Consider the following 21,432-nt stretch of genomic DNA (forward strand, 5'->3'; position numbering starts at 1 on the left):
GCCTCAGCCGATCCCGTCCAGGATGCCGAGGATCTCGGTCCAGGCCTGCGACAGCGGGTCGATCACGGCGAAGTGGTCACCGTCGACGGCGACCAGGTCGGCCTGCGCGCCCGCCGCGGTGGCGGCGCTGACGTAGGTCCCGGACTGTCCGATCGGCACGATCGTGTCGGCCGTGCCGTGCACGCACCAGACCGGCTGCTCGAGCGGCACCTGCTGCATCGGGTCGTACGCCGCGTCGTCGGGTCCCGGGGCGTGTCCGAGCAGTGCCGCGGCAGCACCGCCGCCCAGGCCGTCGCGCTCGGAGGCCACGAGGTCGAGCACCCCGGCCTGCGAGATCACGTGGGTGACCGGCACGCGGTCGGGCCAGGCCCCGTCGCGACCGCGCGAGGCAGACCACGCGGCGAGGTGTCCACCGGCCGAGTGGCCGAGCGTCACGACTGTCGACGTGTCGAGGTCGAGGTCGGCCAGCGCGTCGATCGCCGCGGAGACGTCGTCGAAGGTCTCGGGCGTGCCGCCGCCGTTGCCGACGCGTCGGTACTCGATGTTCCAGGCGGCCCAGCCCTGCGCAGCCAGGCTGGTCGCGAGCGGACGACCGAGCGAGAGGTCGTACTCCGCCTTCCAGAAGCCGCCGTGGATGACCACCACGACGCCGCGGGGCGTGCCCTCGGGGAGGTAGAGCTCACCGTACTGGCTGGGGTCGGTGCCGTAGGCGGTGCGCCCCTCACCGGGACCGTCGGGCTCTCTCACGGGAGCATCCTCCCCGCACGAGGCCAGCGCGAGACCGACCACCCCCAGGGCGGGCAGGCTCAGCAGGGTCCGTCGGTGCACGAGCGCCATCCCACCAGAGGGGTCCAACTAGTCGAAGCGCCCCTGACGCCCCTTCTTGATCTCACCGCGCCGCTTCTTGGCGCCGAGGCGACGCTCCTTGGAGCCGCGCGTGGGGCGCGTGGCACGGCGTGGTGGCGCCGGCGGCAGGGCCGCGTCGCGCAGCAGCGAGGCCAGCCGCTCCCGCGCGGCGCGCCGGTTGGCGAGCTGGGTGCGGTGCTCGCTGGCGGCGATCGTGAGGACGCCGTCGACGAGACGCGAGCCCAGGGCGGCCAGCATCCGCTCCTGGAGGTACGCCGGCACGCTGGGCGAGGCGGCCAGGTCGAAGGAGAGCTCGACTCGGGAGTCGGCGGTGTTGACGCCCTGCCCGCCAGGACCCGACGAGCGGGAGAAGCGCTCGGCGAGCTCGGCCGCCGGGACGACCAGCGACCGCGAGACGACCAGGTCGTCGGCCAAGGATCAGCCCAACGCTGCGGGCAGCGTCGCCATCCACGCGGAGCGGACCTCGAGCAGGGCGAGCTCGAACTGGCCCTCCACCACGATGCTGTCGCCACCGGTGACCCCGAGCTCGCTCACGGCCACGCCGTGCCTCTCGGCCAGCGAGGTCAGGGCAGCGGCGTCGCCGTCCGCCACGGTGACGACCACGCGACCGGCCGACTCGGAGAAGAGCCCGACGAACGCGTCGCCCGCCACGGTGACGGTCGCGCCGATCATGCTGCACAGGCTGGCCTCGACGAGCGTCTGGGCCAGGCCTCCGTCGGAGAGGTCGTGGGCGCTGGTGAGCAGTCCGACTCCCTCGCGCAGCAGCTCGGCGAGGGACTTCTCGCCCATCAGGTCGACCACGGGCGGGCGACCGCCGAGGTGACCATGCACGACGTGGGCCCACTCGGAGCCGGAGAGCTCCTCGCGGGTCTCGCCGAGCAGGAAGATCCGCTCACCGGCGGCCTCGAAGGCCGACGGGGTGCGCCTGGTGACGTCCTGGATGACCCCGAGCACCGCGACGACCGGGGTCGGGAGGATCGCGGTCTCGCCGGTCTGGTTGTAGAGGCTGACGTTGCCGCCGGTGACCGGGATGCCCAGCTCGAGGCAGCCGTCCTTGAGGCCGCGGCAGGCCTCGGCGAACTGCCACATGACGGCCGGGTCCTCGGGCGAGCCGAAGTTGAGGCAGTCGGAGATCGCCAGCGGCGTCGCGCCACCCGTGGCGCCGTTGCGGTAGGACTCGGCCAGCGCCAGCTGCGCGCCGGCGTAGGGGTCGAGGCGGGCGAAGCGGCCGTTGCAGTCGGTGGAGACCGCGACACCGAGGTTGGTGTCCTCGTCGATGCGGATCATCCCGGAGTCGCTGGGCTGGGCGAGCACGGTGTTGCCGCGGACGTAGCGGTCGTACTGATCGGTGATCCACGACTTGTCGCACAGGTTGGGCGACGCCGCGAGGCGCAGCACGGTCTCGCGCAGCTCCTCACCGGTCGCGGGTCGGGGCAGCGACTCGGCGCCGTCGGCCTGGAGGGCGTCCTGGCTGTCGGGGCGGGCGAAGGGGCGGTGGTAGGTGGGGCCGTCGTGCGCGACCGAGCGCGGGGGCACGTCGACGACGCGCTCGCCGTGCCAGTCGATGTGCAGCCGGCCGGTGTCGGTGACCTCGCCGATCACGGTCGCGTCGACCTCCCACTTGGCGCAGATCGCGAGGAACGCCGCGACGTCGTCGGGCTCGACGACGGCCATCATCCGCTCCTGCGACTCGCTCATGAGGATCTCCTCGGGCGAGAGCGTGGAGTCGCGCAGCGGCACCCGGTCGAGCTCGACGTGCATGCCACCGTCACCCGCGCTGGCGAGCTCGGAGGTCGCGCAGGACAGCCCGGCGCCGCCGAGGTCCTGGATGCCGGCCACGAGACCGGCCGCGAAGATCTCGAGCGTGCACTCGATGAGGAGCTTCTCCATGAACGGGTCGCCGACCTGCACGGCCGGGCGCTTGGCCGGCCCGGTCGACTCGAAGGTCTCGCTGGCGAGGATCGAGACGCCACCGATGCCGTCGCCCCCGGTCTTGGCGCCGTAGAGGATCACCTGGTTGCCGGCGCCGGACGCCTTGGCGAGGTGCAGGTCCTCGTGACGCAGCACGCCGACGCAGAGGGCGTTGACCAGCGGGTTGCCGAGGTACGACTCGTCGAAGACGGCCTCGCCGCCGATGTTGGGCAGGCCCAGGCAGTTGCCGTAGCCACCGACGCCCGCCACGATCCCCGGCAGCACGCGCTGGGTGTCGGGGGCGTCGAGCGGGCCGAAGCGCAGCGGGTCCATCACGGCGACCGGGCGCGCACCCATCGCGAGGATGTCGCGCACGATGCCACCGACGCCGGTCGCGGCACCCTGGTAGGGCTCGACGTAGGACGGGTGGTTGTGCGACTCGACCTTGAAGGTCACGGCATAGCCCTGGCCGACGTCGATGACGCCGGCGTTCTCGCCGATGCCGGCGAGCATCCTCCCCGCCGGGGTCTCTTGAGGAATCTCGGAGAACTGCTTGAGGTGCACCTTGGAGGACTTGTAGGAGCAGTGCTCGCTCCACATGACGGAGTACATCGCGAGCTCGGCGCTGGTGGGACGACGCCCGAGGATCTCGCGGATCTCCTGGTACTCGTCCGCCTTGAGGCCGAGATCGGCCCACGGCTGCTCGCGTGCGGGGTCCGACCCCGCGACGGCGACGGTGTCGAGGGACGGCTTCACGGAGGTCTCGGGCACGGGCGTCAATCTACCGGCGCCGGGCCGCTCCGGTGCACCCGGCGCAGGCCGCGGACGACCGGGCTCAGCGGTAGCCGCGGACCTCGTCGTCCGCCACGACCACGACGAGGCCGTCGGCGGCGGCGACGTTGAGCATCTCGACCCCGGCGAGGTCGACGGTCCAGGTGGCCTCGTCCGCCCCGAGCTCGTAGTAGGCGAAGCTCCCCGGCAGGTCGGCCTCCGGCTCGGTCGCCGCGTAGAGCCCGCCGTCCACGACGGTGAGGAGCCCGGGATAGGTGCCCACGGTCACCAGCTCGTCGTCGTAGACCCGACCCGAGATGAAGTCGATCGCGTAGTCGTCGCCGTCGACCTCGAAGCGCTCGAGCGAGACGACCTCGGTGTCCTCGTCGGTCTCCAGCTCGCCCACCTCCCCGTCGGCGTCGCGCACCAGGATCTGCGGGGCCGCAGCCTGCTCGTCGTCGTCGGTCGGCAGCAGCCAGACCCGGTCGTCGGAGAGGACCCCGCCGGCGATCCCGTCGGCGCCCGGGTCGACGCGCCAGAGGTCCTCACCGTCGTCGGGGTCGAGCGCGACGGCACCGGCCTCGGAGGTCAGCAGCAGGAGGTCGTCGTTGACCGCGAGGTCCGGGGTGGCGGCCTGGGTGCCGTCGACGCGCGACTCCTCGTCGTAGGGGATCGACCACTGCTCCTCGCCCGAGCCGACGTCGTACGACGTCAGGGTGCCGCCCTGCGCCGTGTAGAGCGCGTCGGGGCCGAAGGCGTACTCGTCGGTGACGTCGATCGACCAGCGCACGTCGCCGGACGCGACGTCCATGACGCCGAGGGCGGTCTCGCCGGCGAAGCCGGCACCGTCGTCGAGGTAGCGCACGAGCGGGCCCTCGGCGAGCTCCCAGAGCTGCTCGCCGTCGGCGGCCGCGAGACCGACGGCGCCGGCCTCGGTCACGCAGACCACGACGTCCTCGTGGTCGGGGTGGGACAGGATCACGCTGCACGGCTCCTGGGGCCGCACGGACCAGGCCTCCTCGCCCGCGGCATCGAGCTCGAGCACGGCGCTCCCGGTCGACAGGAAGACCCGCTCCCCCACGGCCGTCCCGCCGGTCACGGGCCCATCGGTCTGCACTGTCCAGTCGAGCTCGGGCGTCGACGTCACGGGCTCGGGCAACCGGGCGGCGAGACCGCTGGAGAAGCTCGCCGACCTGCCCCGGTCACCCACGAGCAGGACCACGACGATGCCGACAGCGACCGCGGCCAGCACGAGAGCGCCGACGGCGGCCACGAAGCGGGCCCGACGAGGCGTCGGGTCGGGGGCGGGGGCCGCGGTGGTCATGCCGCAATCTAACCGTGCGCGACGCCCGGGCCGGCCCCGCTGGCCGGTCCGCGAATTACAGATCTGTAGTTACTCGCGATGCCTGTTACGGGTGTGACTCGTGAGGTTATGGTGACGTCGCCGTCCGACGGATCGACACCCTTCCCCTGGAGCTCCGCCATGCCTCGCACGTCTCTTCCCCCGCTCTCCACCCGCCTCCGACATGCCGCCAGCCTCGCGGCGGTGGGCCTGCTGACGCTGGCCACGGTGAGCGCGATCGGCCCCGCCGCACAGGCGGGCGCGAGCGCCTCCGCGAGCCCGCGGGCGACCGCCGCCCGGGAGGGCAACGTCGTGACGCCCGGCGACTTCACCGGCTTCGGCTTCGACCAGTGCCACGCGCCGGACCAGAAGGCGATGAACGCCTGGCTCCAGAACTCGCCGTTCCTCTCGGTCGGCATCTACATCTCCGGCACGTCACGCGCCTGCCGCGACCAGCCCAACCTGACGCCCACCTGGATCAGCACCCAGCTGCGCAACGGCTGGCGGCTGCTCCCGATCACCCTCGGCCCGCAGGCCTCGTGCCAGCCGCGCTTCCCGCGCTACTCCGACGACGTCAAGATCAACCCCAAGCCGGGCAAGGTCGGCCGCTACGCGCTGGCCAAGCAGCAGGGCATGGACGAGGCCGTCTCCGCGGTCGCCGCGGCCCAGGCGCTGGGCATCGTCGAGAGGAGCACCCTCTGGTACGACCTCGAGGGCTACGACAACTCCAACACCGACTGCCGTGAGTCCGCGCTGACCTTCCTCAGCGGCTGGACCCAGAAGATCCACGAGCTCGGCTACGTCTCGGGCGTCTACTCCAGCGCCGGCTCCGGCATCGCCGCGCTCGACGCCGCCCGGATCAACCGGCCCGACCGCTTCACGCTCCCCGACGCGATCTGGGTGGCCCGCTGGGACGGCATCGCCAACACCTCGACCTCCTACATCCGTGAGGACGGCTGGCGCCCCGGCGGCCGCGTGAAGCAGTACATGGGCGGGCACGACGAGACCTGGGGCGGCGTGCGCATCAACATCGACCGCAACTACCTCGACCTCGGCCGCGGCTCGGTCGCCGAGGCGGAGACCCACTGCGGCGGCGTCAACGTCTCGCTGTGGGAGTACCCGCTGCTGCGTCCCCCCACCGACACCTATCGTCCCCCGGCGGCGCAGATGAAGGCGCTCCAGTGCCTGCTGCGCGAGCAGGGCTTCTACGACGGCCCGACCGGCGGCAACTACAACCCCCAGCTGGTCAAGGCGATGAACGCCTGGCAGACCGAGCACCAGGTGGCCGTGACCTCCTCCTGGTTCGTCCGCCACTGGATCATGCTGCTGGCCTCCGGCCCGCGCGAGGTGCTGAAGGTCGGCTCCGCCGGTCCCGCCGTGCGCCGTGTCCAGCGCGCCCTCAACGCCGCTGCGCTCACCAAGCCGCTCAAGGCGACCGGGGTCTTCGACGCCGCGACCAGCAACGCCGTACGGGCCTACCAGCAGAAGACCGGCACCCCGGTCAACGGCGTGGTCGCCTACCCGACCTGGGGCCGGCTCGAGGCCGGCACCCGCTAGCAGCCCGTCGGTCGATCGGCTGTCGGGACGTCATCCGGACAGTGGAAGCGACTCCACGTCCCGCATGACGTCCGGGGCGGCTACCGGAACCGGGCGACGGTGTCGCCGGCGACGACCGCGAAGCCGTCGGCGAGGACGAGCACCCGCTCGGCACCGGGCACCTCGGCCTCGACGTCGGGGGTGGAGGCGCCGAGGGGGTAGTGCGAGACCACGCCGTCCGCGACGACGTAGACCCCGTCGTCGGCTGGCGTGATGGTGCCGTCGTACGTCGCCCGAACGGTGAGGTCCTCGTCCAGGACGGTGCCGGAGACGGGGTCGACGACGTAGGCCTCCCCGTCCACGGTGAACGGCACCAGGTCGGCCGGCAGCCCGGCCTCGACCGGCAGCTCGCCGCGCTCCCCCATCGCGTCGTAGGCGACCGCCGTCGGCGGCGTCGCGCGCTCGCTGGTGACGACCACCAGCTCGTCGGAGAACACCTCGACCGCCGCGCCCGGCGCCTGGGCCCTCCAGCGCTCGGTGCCGTTGAGCGGGTCGAGGGCGACCACCTCGGACCCCTTGACCACCACGACCAGGCCCAGGTCGGCGACCAGGGTGGCCTCGCGTCCGGCGCCGACGTCGCTGGTCCACAGCTCGCTGCCGTCGTCGGCGCTCAACGCGGTCAGCTCCGGGCCGCGCAGGACGTAGGCCATCGCGCCGGCGACGGCGTAGGCGTCGACGTCCGGGACCTTCCAGGTCGGTAGGCCGGTGCGGGCGTCGAGCACCCCGAAGGGCCCGCCCTGCGCCTCGACGTCGACCACGAAGCCGGAGCCGACCACGCCGACGTAGGTGATGTCGGGGTACTGCCAGAGCTCGTCCCCGTCCGCCAGCGTGTTGGCACTGATGCCCGGGCCGTCCGTGGCGCTGACGAGCACCTCGCCGCCGGCGTCGACGTCCTCGACCGGGGCGACCGGCTGGGCCCGGCTCCAGGTCTGCTCGCCCTCGGCGTCGAGGGAGACGAGGTCGCCGGACTCGAGCGAGAGGACCACCGCGTCGTCGACGGCGAGCTCGCCGAGCACCGGGCTGTCGAGGGCGACCTCCCAGGACGGCGCGAGCCGGCGCGGGCCCTCGACGGGAGCCTCGCCCGGAGGAGTCGTGGTCGTGGGCGCCGTCTCGTCACCACCGCGCACCAGCAGGAAGGCGCTGCCCCCCACGACCGCCACCGCCGCGACACCGGCGACCACGCGCGTGCGCAGGCGGGCCCGGCGGGCGTCGGCTGCCGCCTTGACCGAGGCGTGGGGGGTGGGGAAGCCGCAGCTGGGGCAGGCGACGTCGGCCGGACCGTAGGCGTTGCCGCAGTAGGTGCAGCCGGACGCTGCCGGTGTGTCCTGCTCGGTGCTCACTGCACGTCCCCCTGGCTGCCGTCGCACCCCATGTGGACGGCGTCGGTGATCAGTGTCAGCCGACCGGTGGCCCGACGAGCAGCGCAACGCCGGTGAGGGCGGCAACGGCGACGATGCCGGCGACCGCACCCTGGAGCGGGTTGCGCAGCAACCACGCGGTGGGACGCTCGACACCAGGACCTGCGGGCTCGGTCGTGAGGCGCCAGGAATCGGCCAGCCCGCCGGCCCGCTCCACGTGCCGGTCGAACCAGATCGTCATGAACGGCGGGACCGACGAGACCAGGCCGAGCACCAGCCGGGAGGCCGGCCAGCGACGGTCGATGGCCACGACGACCGTGGTGAGGCAGTAGGCGATGAAGACGATGCCGTGCAGCATCCCGAAGACGCGCACCCCGAGCTCGGTCGTCTGCGTGACGTACTTGAGGAACATCCCGGTCAGCAGCCCGGCCCAGGTGATGGCCTCCGCCGTCGCGACGACACGGAACAACCGGGTGGGACCCGTCAGCGAGCCGGTGCGCGAGGAGCTCATGCGAACGACTGCTCCACGAGGCTGGTGAAGAACCCCAGCCCGTCGGTGCCGGCGCCGGTGAGGTGCTCGACGGCGTGCTCGGGGTGCGGCATCAGCCCGACGACGTTGCCGGCGGCGTTGGTGACGCCGGCGATGTCGCGCAGCGAGCCGTTGGGGTTGTCGCCGAGGTAGCGCGCGACGACGTGGCCCTCCCCCTCGAGGCGGTCCAGCGTGGCCTCGTCGGCGACGAAGCCACCCTCGCCGTTCTTGAGGACGATGGTGATCTCGGCTCCCTCGGCGTAGGCCGAGGTCCACGGGGTGCGGTTGTTCTCGACGCGCAGGCGCTGGTCGCGGCAGACGAACTTGCGGTGGTCGTTGCGGATCAGCGCACCCGGGAGCAGGTGCGACTCGCACAGGATCTGGAAGCCGTTGCAGATGCCCAGGACGGGCATGCCGCGGCCGGCGGCCGCGATGACCTCGGCCATGACCGGCGAGAAGCGCGAGATGGCGCCGCAGCGCAGGTAGTCGCCGTTGGAGAAGCCGCCGGGCAGGACGACCTCGTCCACACCCTTGAGGTCGTGGTCGCCGTGCCACAGGGCGACGGCGTCGTTGCCCCCGATGGTGACCGCGCGCTGCGCGTCGACGTCGTCGAGGCTGCCCGGGAAGGTCACGACGCCGATCTTCATGCGGGCTGCTCCACGTGGACGGTGAAGTTCTCGATGACAGGGTTGGAGAGCAGCGTCTCCGCCATCTGGTGCACTTCGGCGAGGACCTCCTCGGTCACCTCGCCGGCGAGCTCGAGCTCGAAGCGCTTGCCCTGTCGGACGTCGATGATGCCGGAGAAGCCCAGGCGCGGCAGGGCACCGAGGACGGCCTTGCCCTGGGGGTCGAGGATCTCGGGCTTGGGCATGACGTCGACGACGACTCGAGGCACGGAAGGCTCCTGCGGTGAGGGCGGCACCTGGTGGGGTGCGCGGGCACGCCCATCCTACTTTTCAGCGTTCGACGTCGTAGACCTCGGTCTCACAGAACTCGTCGAGCAGCCGCTCCCAGGTCTCCTGGGCGATCACGCCGTCGGGATCGACGAGCACCTGGGACTGGAAGTCCTCCAGGGCCGTGACGAAGTCGGGCGTCCGCTGGCCATAGCTCTGGAAGACGCCCTCCTTGGGGATCAGCCCGAAGAGGTAGAGCCCCCACTGCACCTGCCCGATCAACCGTCGCACCGCCAGCGACGTCAGGTCGGAGTCGCGGCCGATCGTCGGCAGCGCGTCGACCGAGGACTCGCAGAAGCACAGCTCGCGCTCCTGCGAGGGGTTGGCCAGCTCGCGCACCCAGGCCGTGGCGCTGTCGAGCCCCTCGATCGCCTGGCACGCCTCGGGCACCGTCGCGTAGGGCCCGAGGTAGGCGTTGTAGATCGGCTGGCCCGACTCCGGGTGCGTGCGCTGGAAGGCGGCGCACGAGTCGGAGGCCCGCAGCACCTGGGCGTCGGGCACGCCCTCGACCGCGTTGCCGAGCTTGGCGGCGTAGTTGTCCGCCACCCCCGCGGTCGCCAGCATCACGATCACCTCGCCCGTGCACGGCTGGTTGACGAAGGCGGCGTCGACCTCGAAGGGCAGCGGCTCGGGCTCGGACGTCGGATCGTCGCTGGGATCGTCGCTGGGATCCTCGCTGGGATCGTCGCTGGGATCCTCGCTCGGCTCGGGCGTGCGGGACTGCTCCTGGTCCACCGCGACGGCCGTCCGCTCCGGGTCGTCGTCGCCCCCGAGGACCCGCCAGGCCGCCAGGCCCCCACCCACGAGGGCGAGGACGACGACCACCGCGAGGACCGGCGTACGACGACGTCGCGTGCGGGCCGGCCCTGGTGGCGGTGGTGGCGGCGGTGGTGGTGGCGGTGGACCCGGGGCGATGACCACGGCGTCCGCAGCCTCCGTGACCGGGGCGAGTGCCGGCTGCGCCGGTGCCGTGGAGACGTCCGGGGCCACCACGGGCTCCACGACGGGCTCCACCACAAGCTCCACGACGGGGGCGGGCGGGCTCGGCTGCGGTTCCTCGGGCGCCTGCGGGAGCGGCACCTCCATGGTGCGGGTGCGGTAGCGACGCACGTCGGCGTCACCGACCTTGCCGACCGCGAAGCCGAGCACCGCGCAGGCCCAGCGGGCCGTGTCGAGGTCGCGGCTGCCCCGGTCGCGGGCCAGGATCACACCGGCGGCCTCGACCGCCTTGGCCCCCTCGCCGCCGCTGGCGATGGTGCTCATCATCCAGGCGTAGGCACCGAGCCGGACGGCGTCGACCAGCAGGTTGATGTCACCGGTGCTGGCCGCCCCCTCGTCGAGGTAGTCGTCGAGCGCGGCCCGGAGACCGTCGGCGTCGTCCAGCACCTGCGGCCCGACGGCCGCGACCAGCTCGGCCAGGCTCTCGTGCAGCTCCATCGGCCACCTCTAGCGTCGCGGGCGTGGTCCCGTGTCGGCATTGTGGCGCAGCGACGCCCCGCCGGGAAGGCCCGGCGGGGCGTCGGAGGATCGGTGCCGCTAGGAGCGGCGGTTCTGCAGCAGCACGATGCCGAGGGCCACGCCGAGGCCGGCGACGATCGGCCCGATGACCGACCAGGTCCGCTCGCCGGACATGGCGCTGCCGCCGATGTAGTCGAGGCCCTGCAGCGTCCACAGCGCCCCGACGAGCACCATCAGCCCGGCCACGGCCAGGCCGACGGTCCTCACGACAGCTCGCGCTTGAGGATCTTGCCCGTCGCGGTCATGGGCAGGTCGTCGACGAACTGCACCTGGCGGGGGTACTTGTAGGTCGCCATCTGCTCCTTGCCCCAGGCGATGAGCTCGTCCTCGGTCACGGTCGCGCCCTTGTTGAGGATGACCACGGCCTTGATCTCCTCGCCGTGGCTCTCGTGGGGCACGCCGATGACGGCGGCCAGCGAGACGTCGGGGTGGGTCAGCAGGACCTCCTCGATCTCGCGCGGGTAGACGTTGTAGCCGCCGCGGATGATCATGTCCTTGGACCGGTCGACGATGTAGTACCACCCGTCCGCGTCCTTGCGGCCGAGGTCGCCCGAGCGGAACCAGCCGTCCTGGATCGACTCCTCGGTGGCCTCGGGGCGGTTGTAGTAGCCCTTCATGATGTTGTGGCCCTTGATCGCGATCTCGCCGACCGCGTCGGGGTTGTCGGAGCCGTCGACCTCGTCCCAGCTGTCCGCCTGGAGGAGCTTCATCTCGACGCCGGGTATCGGCAGGCCGATCGAGCCGACGCGCACGTCTTGGCCGTGCGGGGAGAACGACGCGACGGGGCTGGTCTCCGAGAGGCCGTAGCCCTCGAGGATCGTGACGCCGAACCGCTTCTCGAACTCCTTGTGCACCTCGACCGGGAGCGCGGAGCCGCCGGCCGCGGCGACGCGCAGGTTGGCCGCGAGCTCCTTGACGTCGACGCCGGAGTCGTCGAGGGCGCCGAGCAGTCCCCAGTACATCGTGGGCACGCCGGCGAAGAAGGTGACCTTCTCCTTGGCCATGGTCTTCAGCGCGGCATCGGCCTCGAAGCGCGGCAGCATGACGACCGTGCCGCCGAAGGCGAAGGTGCCGTTCTGCACGACGGTCTGGCCGAAGGAGTGGAAGAGCGGCAGCACGCACAGGGCCGTGTCGGGGTTGTCCTCGCTCGCGCCGAAGAGGTCCGCGCCAGCGAGCGCGTTGTCGCGCATGTTGCGGTGGCGCAGCTCGGCGCCCTTGGGCTGACCCGTGGTGCCGGAGGTGTAGAGGATGACCGCGGTGTCGTCCTCGTCGGTGGCGACGGTCTCGAAGGTCGGCGCCTGGCCCGACATGGCCTGGCCCAGGGTCTCGGCGCCCTCGATCGGGGAGGCCGCTGCCGGGTCGACGGTGACCACGAAGAACTGCTCGCAGCCCTCCGCCTCGTTGAAGCCCGCGAAGCCCTCGGTGCCGATCGGCAGCTCGGCGGTGCCCTCGAAGCAGAAGTAGGCCTTCGCCTCGGCGTCGCCGAGGTGGTAGGCCACCTCGCGACCCTTCAGGAGCACGTTGAGCGGCACGACGGACGCGCCGGCCTTCAGGATCCCGTAGTAGATGATCGTGAAGTAGGGCAGGTTGGCGCAGCTCAGCGCCACCTTGTCGCCGTGCTCGATCCCGCGGGAGACCAACAGGTTGGCCACCATGTTGGCGGCTCCGTTCACCTGCGCGTAGGTCATCCGCGTGTCCCCGAGGACGATCGCCTCGCGGTCGGGGTACTTCTCCGCGCTCTTCTCGAGCAGGCTGGCCAGGTTGTACGTCGTGTCCGACACGAGTCCTCCGTCACATCGTCGTGGGTGCTGACAACCTACTGACCGCTCATGAGCGCGTCACGGGGTGATCGCTCCGCGAGAGGTGACCGGGCCACCAGAAGCGCCGTCCCAGCAGCGCGACGAGCGCCGGGACGAGCACGCTGCGCACCAGCAGCGTGTCGAGCAGGACGCCGAAGCCGACGATGACGCCGATCTGCGTGAGCGTGATCAGGGGCAGCACCCCGAGCACGGTGAAGACCGCCGCCAGCAAGATGCCGGCGCTGGTGATGACCCCGCCGGTCACGGCGAGCGCGATCGAGATGGCGCGCGTGGTGTCGTGCTCCTCGGCCTCCTCCTTGGCCCGCGTGGTGAGGAAGATGTTGTAGTCGACCCCGAGCGCCACGAGGAACAGGAAGCTCAGCAGTGGCACGCTGAGGTCGAGGGCCGGGAAGTCGAACCAGTGGGTGAACGCCCACCAGCTCGCACCCAGGCTGGCCGCGAACGTCGCCACCACCGTCGCCACGAGCAGCACCGCCGCGACGATCGAGCGCAGCAGCGCGAGCAGCACCAGCAGGACGACCACCAGGATCATCGGGATGATCAGCGCCTGGTCGCGCGACGCCGCGTCACGGGCGTCCAGCGACTCCGCGTCCGGACCGCCCACCAACGCGTCGGGGTCCACGCCCTGCACAGCCTCCCGGATCCCCTCGACGGTGGCGAAGGCCGCGTCGGAGGCCGGGTCGGCGGTGAGCACCACGGTCAGCACCGAGGTGCCGCCCTCGCTCCCGCCGTCGTCGACCTGCTGGACCCCGTCGACGTCGGCGACCACCCGTCGTACGTCGTCGGCGTCGGCGCTGGAGGTCAGGACCGAGGTGGGCTGCGAGGAGCCGGCGGGGAAGTGCTCGGCCAGGACCTCCTGACCCGTCACCGACTCGGGCGTCGCGCGGAACTGCTCGGTCTGCGACAGCCCGGTCCTGACCCCGGTCAGCGGCAGCGCGAGCACGACGAGGGCCAGCAGGCCGACGACGGAGACGAGCACGGGGCGCCTGGTCACCGTGGCCGCGACCTTCGACCAGACACCGGTCTCGGTGGGCTCGGGCTGGCCGACCTGCGGCACGAACGGCCAGAAGAGGCGGCGCCCGAAGAGCGTCATGGCGGCCGGCAGCACGACGAGCGCGTAGACGACGGCGACGACGATCCCGATGGCACCGCCGAAGCCGATGTTGCGGCTCGTGGGGTTGTCGGCGAAGCCCAGGCACAGCAGGGCCAGCACGACGGTCCCGGAGCTTGCGAGGATCGCCGGCGCTGCCTGGCTCAGGGCGATCCGCATGGCGGCGTAGCGGTTCTCCACCTGCCGCAGCTCCTCGCGGTAGCGCGCGATGAGGAGCAGGGCGTAGTTGGTGCCGGCACCGAAGACGAGGACCGACGTGATGCCGACCGATGCGCCGTCGGTGGCGAACGGGAGGACCTTGGTGCCCACGGCGACCATGGCGGCGGCGACCTGGTCGGCCACGCCGACCACCGAGAGCGGCACCAGCCACAGCCAGGGACTGCGGTAGGTGATCAGCAGGAGCAGGGCCACGACGCCCGCGGTCGTGATGAGCAGCCGCACGTCGGCCCCGTCGAAGACCTTCGAGAGGTCGACGACGAAGGCCGGGCCACCGGTGGTGCTCACCTCGAGCCCGTCGGGCAGGTCCTGCGCGGAGAGGTCGCGGATCGCCGTGATCGGCTCCTCGAGCTCCTCCTCGGGCGTGTCGGTGGCGAGCGGAACCCCGATGAAGGCGGCTGCGCCGTCCTCCGCGAAGACCGGGAAGACCTGCTGGCCGGGGGCAGCGAGGGAGGTGAGCTCCTCCACCTTGGTCGCCACGGCGCGCCTGTCCTCGGCGGTGAGCATCTCCCCGCTTCGGTCGAAGACCACGATCGCGGGAGTGAACTCCGCGGTGCCGAGCGACTCCTGGAGCCGCGCCGCCTGCGCCGACTCCGCGTCGGTCGGCAGGTTGGCGGTGCCGTTGTCGATCTGCTCCGGCTCGATGCCGGAGCCCAGCATCATCCCGGAGAAGACGATGGCGACCAGCACCACGACACGGCTGACCCAGCGCCCCAGCAGGGCGCGACGGGCGGGTTTATTTCGCTCAGTGAATATTTCCACGCTGGAAAGAGTAGGCTGCGGGGATGCACGAGGACAACCCGAGGTCACCGCCGGCATTGCGGGTCGTCCGCAGCCTGCGCGGCTTCGCCAACGAGTCGGAGCTCTACGTCGGGGCGGCCGGCCGCGAGGCCGAGATGCACCGCACCGACCTGGCCGGCCTGGCCCTCGTCATGGACCGCGGCCAGGCCGGGGAGCACCCGACACCCGGGCAGATCAGCGCCGCGCTCCAGCTCAGCGCTCCCGCGACGTCGGCGATGCTCGACCGCCTGGAGAGGCTCGGCCACGTCGTGCGCGCCCCCCACCCCACCGACCGCCGCTCGGTCGTCGTGGAGATCACCGAGCACGCCCTGGAGGTCGGAGGCGCGATGTTCGGCCGGCTGGCCGCCCACCTCGCCCCGGTCGTCTCGGCGCGCAGCGACGAGGACCTCGACACCATCGCGGCGTTCCTCGAGGAGGTCGTCGCGGCCACCCGGGCGGCGCGGGAGTCGATCGGCTCGGAGTGAGGTGACCGGCGAGATGACCGGCGAGATGACCGCTGGGCCAGACCTCAGGCGGGGTGACGCTTCGCCAGGATCGCCGCGGCCCGCTTCAGGTCGGAGCGCACCGCCAAGGGCGAGAGCCGCGTCAGCACCGGACCCACGGGGCGCAGCAGGCCGGTCGCCTCGAGGTGCATCCGCACGCCGACCTCGCAGCCGCCCGGCGCCGGCGCGAACTCCAGGGTGAGCTCGGCGGTCACCATCCGCCAGGTACCACGCTCGGTCCACCGCCGCGGGCGGTCGAGCTCGGTCGTCTCCATCAGCGGCCGCAGGCCCGGCACCGTGACGTCGGTCCAGCTCTGCCCGACGCCGACCGGGCCGTCGATGCCCTCGACCGCCTTGAGGCTGGACTGCCACTCCGGGCGGTTGACCGGGTCGGCGAGGTAGTCGAAGGCGATCTCCGGGCTCACGGGGAAGTGCATCAGAACCTCTCTCCGGTCAGCAGCTCGTAGGCCTCGACGTAGCGGGCGCGGGTGCGCTCGACGACCTCGAGCGGCAGAGGCGGCGGCGCGGCCCCGGACGCCTTGTCCCAGCCGGAGTCCGGCGAGAGCGCCCAGTTGCGCACGATCTGCTTGTCGTACGACGGCTGGGTGCGACCCGGCTGCCACTGGTCGGCCGGCCAGAAGCGCGACGAGTCGGGCGTGAGGACCTCGTCGCCGAGCACCATCGCTCCGTCGTGATCGGCGCCGAACTCGAGCTTGGTGTCGGCCAGGATGATGCCCCGCTCACGGGCGATCGACTCGGCCCGGGCATAGACCTCGAGGGTGAGGTCGCGCAGCCGTTCGGCGACCGGCGCGCCCACCTCGGCCACCACGGCGCTGTAGGACACGTTCTCGTCGTGGTCGCCCAGCGCGGCCTTGGTCGCGGGCGTGAAGATCGCCGCGTCGAGACGGCTGCCGTCCTCGAGGCCCGACGGCAGCGCGACGCCGCAGACCTCGCCCGTCGCGCGGTAGTCCAGCAGCCCGGTGCCGGTGAGGTAGCCGCGGGCCACGCACTCGACGGGATACATGTCGAGCTTGCGGCAGACGACGGCCCGACCGCGCACGACGTCGGGGACGTCAGCGGAGAGCACGTGGTTGGCGACGACCCCGGAGAGCTGGTCGAACCACCACAGCGACATGCGCGTGAGGATCTCGCCCTTGTCGGGGATCGTCGAGTCGAGGACGAAGTCGAAGATCGAGATCCGGTCGCTGGCGACCATGAGCAGGTCGCCGGACACGAGGACGGAGAGGTCGCGCACCATGCCCGAGTGCAGGGGGGTGGCGCCCGGGATGACCGGCGCCTCGGGGATGTTCAGGTCGGCCACGCACCCAGCCTAGGGGTGCGGTCCTGCCGGGCCGCGTCCGGAGTCCGCGAGCGGCAGTGGCACAGTTGGGTCATGCCGGAGTCTGCCGAAGAGGTCTACGCCCGAGTCGTCGCCGCCGTCGGGACCGACGGTCGCCTGCCCATGCCGCCGGTCGGCGACTGGGACATCTTCCCGTGGGAGGTCGTCGACGGCTCCTTCGCGCCGAAGGTCCTCCAGCCGCCGAGCGACGAGCCCGTCCGCTTCGGCGACAGCGACGACAAGCCCTGCGGCGCCTGCACCTCGCCGGACCCGGAGCGGGTCGTGTGGGAGGACGAGTTCTGGGTCCTCACCCATGGGGGCAAGCCCTCGGGCCTGCCGCTCGTGCTCACGCTACACACCCGCGAGCACCTCGACTTCGGCGATCTCGACGACGAGCTGGCCTCCCAGCTCGGCCGCATCTCCAACCGCCTGGTGCGGATCATGGAGAACCTCCCCGAGATCGGTCGCGTCCACGTCGACCGCTGGGGCGACGGCGGCGCACACCTGCACGTCTGGTTCTTCGCGCGCACCGCGCGCCTCACCCACGTCCTCGGCTCCAGCGCGCTCGAGTGGGACGACATCCTGCCTCCCGGCCCCGAGGACGTGTGGCGCGCCGACCTGCACACGGTGGCGACCAAGCTCGCCAACTGGGGCGGGGACGCCCGCGTCTGATCGCCTGGGCAGCGGTTCAGGCCGTCGGCGTACGACGCCAGGGCGCCGGGCGTCCGTGCAGCCACCACTCCATGCGGCGGGTGATCCACGGCAGCGCCACGTAGGTCATCACCGGGGTCATCACCAGCACCGAGAGCAGCACCCGCAACGCCAGCAGCAGGTCGGGCAGCAGGGCCGAGCCCAGCCAGTTCACCAGCAGGCTCAGCGGGAAGAAGATCAGGAAGATCACGCAGGCCTGCTTCCACCGCGGAGGAGCCACGGAGGCAGGTCGCAGGTCGCTGACGTCGCTCGCGGTCGGCTGGTCGAACCAGCCCTCGATGCCGGTGCGCTTCTCCATCCGTGACTCGACCACGCCGAGGCCCGAGGCCGACGAGCGCCACCAGGCGCGCTGGGGCGACTGCTCCCAGTGCAGCAGGGCGTCGTGGTCGGCGAAGCGGTAGAGCATGTGCCAGGTCTCGGAGTCGACATCGGGTCGCACCCACCCGCCGCCCAGGAAGCCCGGGAAACGCTCCGCCAGGGCCATGCCGGCCGACAGCCAGCTGACCATCTCGGCCTCGTGGCCCGCTTCGAGGTGGCGGGTGATCGACACGGTGACCGGAGACGTCATGCCTGCGATGGTCGTCGCTCGGTCGTCCGGGCGGCAAACCGGCGGGGCCGCCTCGGGCTGTGCGTCTGGCCACATCCGGTCGCACCGGCCCGGGACGCAAGGGGGTCCCGACGCGTCAGGCGGCCCAGCACACCGACTCGTGGATCAGGTCGTCCATCGGCGGGCGGCAGACCGCTCCGTCTGCTCGCCTCGCGACCCCTGTCCTGGGTCGAACCGGCCTCACCATGTCACGTCACTGCAGTAGTGACGACTACCGTCGGGGTTGTCGGCGCGGGCGACTATGGTCTGCGACGTGAGTGGACGATGAGCAAGATGGACGGCCTGCGCGCGATGCGCGAGGCCCGATACGCAGCAGCCCGGGCCGCGGCGCCCGCCAAGAAGGCCGATCGGCCACCGGTCGCACCGACGGAGACCCCGGCCGGCACCGCGAAGAAGGCTCCCGCCAAGCGGGCGTCCACCAAGGCCGCCGCTGCGGCGCCGTCAGGCTCCGAGGAGCTCTGCGGCCACCGCAACATGGGCGGCAAGACCTGCACGCGCGAGCAGGGCCACGCGGCCAAGAGCCACCGCTACTCCTAGGCCCGGGACGCAGACGTGGTGGCGATCGCGGTCCTCGGTGGCTTCGTGCTGGTCGTGATGGGTCTGACGCTCCTGTCACGCAGGCACGGAGCCGTGCGGCAGGCGTGCTGCGCCCCGACCGACCCTGCCGACGACCTCCGCATGCGTCCGGCCTTCGACAGCGAGCCGATCGAGGGCGAGCCTTAGATCCCGGGCACGATCCGCAGGTCACGCACCGCGCCACCGTCGAGGGCGGCCAGCGCCTCCTGGTAGGCCGGGCTGTCGTGGGCCGCGCGGGCGGCGTCGACGGAGTCGAACTCGATGAGCACCGAGCGGGTGGCCTCGCCGGCCTCGTAGGTCTGTTCGGGCATCCCCCGGGCCAGGAACGTGCCGCCGGCGCCCGTCAGCGCCGGGCCGGCGAGCTGGGCGTAGGCCGCGAGCCTCGTCTCGTCGGTGATCTCCCGGTAGAGGCTGATCCAGTAGGCAGTCATGCCCACATGCTGCCAGCCGCACGACCGCGAAGGCCTAGAGGATGGCGCCTGGCGTGTAGGCGGCACCGACCGGGTAGCGCTCGGCGAGCTCGGCGACGCGGCGGCAGACGACCTGGGTCTGGTGCACCGCGGCGCCGGTGAAGGTGATCGGGTCGGCCACCAGCGACTCCAGCTGCGCGGCCGTCAGCCCGAGGCGCGCGTCGGCGGCCAGCTTGGCGAAGACGTCGTTGGCGGCCTGGCCCTGGCGCATCGCCAGCGCGGTGCCGACCGCCGCCTCCTTGATGGCCTCGTGGGCGGTCTCGCGGCCGACCCCGTTGCGCACGGCCGCCATCAGCACCTTGGTCGTGGAGAGGAACGGCAGGTAGCGGTCGAGCTCGCGCTGGATCACCGCTGGGAACGCACCGAACTCATCGAGCACGGTGAGGAAGGTCTGGAAGAGCCCGTCGGCGGCGAAGAACGCGTCGGGCAGCGCCACCCGGCGTACGACGGAGCAGGAGACGTCGCCCTCGTTCCACTGGTCACCGGCGAGCTCGCCCACCATCGAGAGGTATCCGCGGGTGACGACGGCCAGGCCGTTGACGCGCTCGCAGGAGCGGGTGTTCATCTTGTGCGGCATCGCGGAGGAGCCGACCTGGCCCTCCTTGAAGCCCTCGGTGACGATCTCGTTGCCGGCCATCAGGCGGATCGTCGTGGCGAGGTTGGACGGGCCGGCCACGAGCTGCACGACCGCGGAGAGCACGTCGAAGTCCAGCGAGCGGGGGTAGACCTGGCCGACCGAGGTCAGCACGCGCTCGAAGCCGAGGTGCCGGGCCACGCCCTCCTCGAGCGCGGCCAGCTTGGACTCGTCGCCGTCGAGCAGGTCGAGCATGTCCTGGGCCGTGCCCATCGGGCCCTTGATGCCCCGCAGCGGGTAGCGACGCAGCAGGTCCTCGATGCGCTCGACACCGATCAGCATCTCGTCGGCGACGGTGGCGAAGCGCTTGCCGAGGGTGGTCGCCTGGGCGGCCACGTTGTGCGAACGGCCGGCCATGACCGTGGTCTCGTGCTCGGCGGCCAGCCGCGCGAGGCGGACCAGCGCGGCGACCGCGCGGTCGCGCAGCAGCTCGAGGGACTCCTTGAGCTGGAGCTGCTCGACGTTCTCCGTCAGGTCGCGCGAGGTCATGCCCTTGTGGATGTGCTCGTGGCCGGCGAGCGCGGAGAACTCCTCGATGCGCGCCTTCACGTCGTGGCGGGTGATCCGCTCGCGGGCGGCGATGGAGTCGAGGTCGACCTTGGACACGACGTCCTCATAGGCCTCGATCACCCCGTCGGGCACGTCGATGCCGAGGTCGCGCTGGGCACGGAGGACGGCGATCCAGAGCTGGCGCTCGAGCACGATCTTGTGCTCCGGCGACCAGATCTGCGCGAGGTCGGCCCCGGCGTAGCGGGTGGCGAGAACGTTGGGGACGTGGGGTGCGGTCACGGGCCGCATTGTCCCACGCCCCAGCCGGGACCTCCGCCGGCCGTGGGGTGCCAGCCGCGGATCAGGTACGGCGGACCCGCGCCGGTGACCAGTCGTCGGTGCCGCAGCGCGTCGAACCACGCGCCCGGCTCGCGCAGCAGCAGCCTTCGCTCGCGATGCTGCAGTCCGCTGTCGCCGTGGGTCACGACTCGGACGTCGACGATGTCGGCACCCAGGGCGACGAAACCGCCCACGGTCTGGACCAAGGGCAGGAAGCCGTGCCGATCGATGCAGATGCGTATCCACGCGCCGGTGATCGCCGGCATGTCCCATCCGACCCCCGCCCGGTCCCACTGCCCGTCTGAGGTCATGGGGCGATCTGGCTGTCGGCGCCCGACGAACAGCCCCCAGGGGCAGGCTGCATCGATCGCCGCCTCCTCGAGGGTCGGCCAGGTCAGGAGGGCGTCCACCCGCGTGGCGTTGTAGAGCGTGGCCGAGGGCAGTCGCGTCGGTGGACCCGCTAGTCCGGAGTCCAGCACCCGCTGGGCGTGCCGCCGACTCAGCCCGATGGCACGGAGTCGCTCGCACGCTGCTCGCGCACTGAGCAGCCGACGGTGGCCCGTGTCATCTACCTGCATCGAGGCACGGTAGGCAGCGGACGAGGACACCTTCCACCCTGCCGACCACGGTCTGTGGACGACCGAGCACAACCGTCCGAAGAACTAGTGAGAAGGGGCCACGCGGCCCCCTCTCACAAGCGACGCGAAGCCGCCTCCCTGAGCGGCGGCCGGTCGCCCACACCAGATGCCCACAGCAATGTCCCTCCAACGCCGGGCACCCTCAACCAGGCCCCCGCACGACCGAACAGGCACCCCTCCCGAGCACTACCGAGAAGGGGCCACGCGGCCCCCTCTCACTAGCGCGGCGGAGCCGTCTCCGTGGCAGGCAACTGCCCGCCCACGTCAGATGCCCGCAGCGATGTCCGTCCGGTGCTGGGCGCCGTCGAACGTCACGTCGGCCACGCCGACGTAGGCCGCCGCACGAGCATCGGC

At 71.9% G+C, this 21,432-nt stretch carries 23 protein-coding genes; 5 read left to right on the forward strand and 18 right to left on the reverse strand.

The window, feature by feature from the left end:
- Positions 1 to 3: 3 nt before the first annotated feature.
- The 4 genes from RMN98_RS11830 to RMN98_RS11845 all read right to left on the reverse strand — a co-directional run bounded on the left by RMN98_RS11830 (position 4) and on the right by RMN98_RS11845 (position 4,873).
- A complete protein-coding gene (locus tag RMN98_RS11830; RefSeq protein ID WP_309649016.1) occupies positions 4 to 747 on the reverse strand; it encodes an alpha/beta hydrolase in 744 nt (247 codons plus the stop codon).
- A gap of 108 nt (positions 748 to 855) precedes the next feature.
- A complete protein-coding gene (arfB, locus tag RMN98_RS11835; protein ID WP_309649017.1) occupies positions 856 to 1,281 on the reverse strand; it encodes an alternative ribosome rescue aminoacyl-tRNA hydrolase ArfB in 426 nt (141 codons plus the stop codon).
- Positions 1,282 to 1,284: 3 nt separating this feature from the next.
- On the reverse strand, positions 1,285 to 3,558 hold the full coding sequence (gene purL / locus RMN98_RS11840) for a phosphoribosylformylglycinamidine synthase subunit PurL (RefSeq protein ID WP_397209447.1): 2,274 nt from the start codon (positions 3,556 to 3,558) through the stop codon (positions 1,285 to 1,287).
- Positions 3,559 to 3,613: 55 nt separating this feature from the next.
- On the reverse strand, positions 3,614 to 4,873 hold the full coding sequence (locus RMN98_RS11845; RefSeq protein ID WP_309649019.1) for a PQQ-binding-like beta-propeller repeat protein: 1,260 nt from the start codon (positions 4,871 to 4,873) through the stop codon (positions 3,614 to 3,616).
- Between the two features lie 159 nt (positions 4,874 to 5,032).
- Here RMN98_RS11845 and RMN98_RS11850 point away from each other — a divergent pair, with 159 nt between their 5' ends.
- Positions 5,033 to 6,448, forward strand: a complete 1,416-nt coding sequence (locus RMN98_RS11850; protein ID WP_309649020.1) for a glycoside hydrolase domain-containing protein — start codon at positions 5,033 to 5,035, stop codon at positions 6,446 to 6,448.
- A gap of 80 nt (positions 6,449 to 6,528) precedes the next feature.
- On the opposite strand, the gene RMN98_RS11855 is transcribed toward RMN98_RS11850, so the two are convergent.
- From RMN98_RS11855 to RMN98_RS11890, 8 genes are all read right to left on the reverse strand, one after another.
- Positions 6,529 to 7,827: a PQQ-binding-like beta-propeller repeat protein gene (locus RMN98_RS11855; protein ID WP_309649021.1), complete on the reverse strand. Its 1,299-nt coding sequence runs from the start codon at positions 7,825 to 7,827 to the stop codon at positions 6,529 to 6,531.
- 55 nt (positions 7,828 to 7,882) lie between these two features.
- A complete protein-coding gene (locus RMN98_RS11860) occupies positions 7,883 to 8,356 on the reverse strand; it encodes a DUF3817 domain-containing protein (protein ID WP_309649022.1) in 474 nt (157 codons plus the stop codon).
- Positions 8,353 to 9,021, reverse strand: coding sequence for a phosphoribosylformylglycinamidine synthase subunit PurQ (purQ, locus tag RMN98_RS11865; protein WP_309649023.1), 669 nt, complete (start codon positions 9,019 to 9,021; stop codon positions 8,353 to 8,355). Before purQ ends, RMN98_RS11860 begins: the two co-directional genes overlap by 4 nt.
- Entirely contained in the window at positions 9,018 to 9,269 is a 252-nt protein-coding gene (purS, locus tag RMN98_RS11870; protein ID WP_309649024.1) for a phosphoribosylformylglycinamidine synthase subunit PurS, read from the reverse strand. Before purS ends, purQ begins: the two co-directional genes overlap by 4 nt.
- A gap of 61 nt (positions 9,270 to 9,330) precedes the next feature.
- Positions 9,331 to 10,764 (reverse strand): hypothetical protein, encoded by a 1,434-nt coding sequence (locus tag RMN98_RS11875; RefSeq protein ID WP_309649025.1) that lies wholly within the window; start codon positions 10,762 to 10,764, stop codon positions 9,331 to 9,333.
- A 99-nt stretch (positions 10,765 to 10,863) separates the two neighbouring features.
- Positions 10,864 to 11,052, reverse strand: coding sequence for a hypothetical protein (locus RMN98_RS11880; RefSeq protein WP_309649026.1), 189 nt, complete (start codon positions 11,050 to 11,052; stop codon positions 10,864 to 10,866).
- Entirely contained in the window at positions 11,049 to 12,626 is a 1,578-nt protein-coding gene (locus tag RMN98_RS11885; protein WP_309649027.1) for a long-chain fatty acid--CoA ligase, read from the reverse strand. Before RMN98_RS11885 ends, RMN98_RS11880 begins: the two co-directional genes overlap by 4 nt.
- Before the next feature lie 46 nt (positions 12,627 to 12,672).
- Positions 12,673 to 14,754, reverse strand: coding sequence for an MMPL family transporter (locus tag RMN98_RS11890; RefSeq protein WP_309649028.1), 2,082 nt, complete (start codon positions 14,752 to 14,754; stop codon positions 12,673 to 12,675).
- 23 nt (positions 14,755 to 14,777) lie between these two features.
- Between RMN98_RS11890 and RMN98_RS11895 the strand changes: the two genes are divergently transcribed.
- Complete coding sequence (locus RMN98_RS11895) at positions 14,778 to 15,257, forward strand: MarR family transcriptional regulator (RefSeq protein ID WP_309649029.1); 480 nt, start codon at positions 14,778 to 14,780, stop codon at positions 15,255 to 15,257.
- 44 nt (positions 15,258 to 15,301) lie between these two features.
- Here the strand turns inward: RMN98_RS11895 and RMN98_RS11900 are convergent, their stop codons facing one another.
- The gene (locus RMN98_RS11900) at positions 15,302 to 15,712 is read right to left on the reverse strand and encodes an SRPBCC family protein (protein WP_309649030.1); all 411 of its coding nucleotides are present in this window, start codon (positions 15,710 to 15,712) and stop codon (positions 15,302 to 15,304) included.
- Positions 15,712 to 16,596, reverse strand: coding sequence for a phosphoribosylaminoimidazolesuccinocarboxamide synthase (locus RMN98_RS11905; protein ID WP_309649031.1), 885 nt, complete (start codon positions 16,594 to 16,596; stop codon positions 15,712 to 15,714). The genes RMN98_RS11900 and RMN98_RS11905 overlap by 1 nt, the downstream gene beginning before the upstream one ends.
- Before the next feature lie 72 nt (positions 16,597 to 16,668).
- Here RMN98_RS11905 and RMN98_RS11910 point away from each other — a divergent pair, with 72 nt between their 5' ends.
- Positions 16,669 to 17,286 carry a hypothetical protein gene (locus RMN98_RS11910; protein ID WP_309649032.1) on the forward strand — a complete coding sequence of 206 codons (618 nt, stop codon included), beginning with the start codon at positions 16,669 to 16,671 and terminating at the stop codon, positions 17,284 to 17,286.
- A gap of 16 nt (positions 17,287 to 17,302) precedes the next feature.
- Here RMN98_RS11910 and RMN98_RS11915 read toward each other — a convergent pair whose 3' ends face one another.
- A complete protein-coding gene (locus tag RMN98_RS11915) occupies positions 17,303 to 17,893 on the reverse strand; it encodes an antibiotic biosynthesis monooxygenase (protein WP_309649033.1) in 591 nt (196 codons plus the stop codon).
- A 303-nt stretch (positions 17,894 to 18,196) separates the two neighbouring features.
- Between RMN98_RS11915 and RMN98_RS11920 the strand changes: the two genes are divergently transcribed.
- On the forward strand, positions 18,197 to 18,469 hold the full coding sequence (locus tag RMN98_RS11920; protein ID WP_309649034.1) for a hypothetical protein: 273 nt from the start codon (positions 18,197 to 18,199) through the stop codon (positions 18,467 to 18,469).
- Positions 18,470 to 18,487: 18 nt separating this feature from the next.
- Positions 18,488 to 18,655, forward strand: coding sequence for a hypothetical protein (locus RMN98_RS11925; protein ID WP_309649035.1), 168 nt, complete (start codon positions 18,488 to 18,490; stop codon positions 18,653 to 18,655).
- Here the strand turns inward: RMN98_RS11925 and RMN98_RS11930 are convergent.
- The 3 genes from RMN98_RS11930 to RMN98_RS11940 are packed head-to-tail and all read right to left on the reverse strand — an operon-like array spanning position 18,652 to position 20,850.
- Positions 18,652 to 18,939 carry a DUF1330 domain-containing protein gene (locus RMN98_RS11930; RefSeq protein WP_309649036.1) on the reverse strand — a complete coding sequence of 96 codons (288 nt, stop codon included), beginning with the start codon at positions 18,937 to 18,939 and terminating at the stop codon, positions 18,652 to 18,654. The genes RMN98_RS11925 and RMN98_RS11930 overlap by 4 nt on opposite strands.
- A 34-nt stretch (positions 18,940 to 18,973) precedes the next feature.
- Positions 18,974 to 20,401 (reverse strand): adenylosuccinate lyase, encoded by a 1,428-nt coding sequence (gene purB / locus RMN98_RS11935; RefSeq protein ID WP_397209458.1) that lies wholly within the window; start codon positions 20,399 to 20,401, stop codon positions 18,974 to 18,976.
- Positions 20,398 to 20,850: a hypothetical protein gene (locus tag RMN98_RS11940; RefSeq protein ID WP_309649038.1), complete on the reverse strand. Its 453-nt coding sequence runs from the start codon at positions 20,848 to 20,850 to the stop codon at positions 20,398 to 20,400. Before RMN98_RS11940 ends, purB begins: the two co-directional genes overlap by 4 nt.
- Positions 20,851 to 21,432: the final 582 nt, after the last annotated feature.

It is taken from the genome of Nocardioides sp. (assembly GCF_031397825.1).
Taxonomy (GTDB): Bacteria; Actinomycetota; Actinomycetes; order Propionibacteriales; family Nocardioidaceae; genus Nocardioides.

Bases quoted from the DNA above. Each gene is read 5' to 3' on its own strand.
- RMN98_RS11920 (WP_309649034.1), top strand. From the start codon at position 18,197: ATGAGCAAGATGGACGGCCTGCGCGCGATGCGCGAGGCCCGATACGCA.
- RMN98_RS11915 (WP_309649033.1), bottom strand. From the start codon at position 17,893: ATGACGTCTCCGGTCACCGTGTCGATCACCCGCCACCTCGAAGCGGGC.
- RMN98_RS11895 (WP_309649029.1), top strand. From the start codon at position 14,778: ATGCACGAGGACAACCCGAGGTCACCGCCGGCATTGCGGGTCGTCCGC.
- RMN98_RS11900 (WP_309649030.1), bottom strand. From the start codon at position 15,712: ATGCACTTCCCCGTGAGCCCGGAGATCGCCTTCGACTACCTCGCCGAC.
- RMN98_RS11875 (WP_309649025.1), bottom strand. From the start codon at position 10,764: ATGGAGCTGCACGAGAGCCTGGCCGAGCTGGTCGCGGCCGTCGGGCCG.
- RMN98_RS11910 (WP_309649032.1), top strand. From the start codon at position 16,669: ATGCCGGAGTCTGCCGAAGAGGTCTACGCCCGAGTCGTCGCCGCCGTC.
- RMN98_RS11930 (WP_309649036.1), bottom strand. From the start codon at position 18,939: ATGACTGCCTACTGGATCAGCCTCTACCGGGAGATCACCGACGAGACG.
- RMN98_RS11850 (WP_309649020.1), top strand. From the start codon at position 5,033: ATGCCTCGCACGTCTCTTCCCCCGCTCTCCACCCGCCTCCGACATGCC.
- RMN98_RS11845 (WP_309649019.1), bottom strand. From the start codon at position 4,873: ATGACCACCGCGGCCCCCGCCCCCGACCCGACGCCTCGTCGGGCCCGC.
- purQ (WP_309649023.1), bottom strand. From the start codon at position 9,021: ATGAAGATCGGCGTCGTGACCTTCCCGGGCAGCCTCGACGACGTCGAC.
- RMN98_RS11860 (WP_309649022.1), bottom strand. From the start codon at position 8,356: ATGAGCTCCTCGCGCACCGGCTCGCTGACGGGTCCCACCCGGTTGTTC.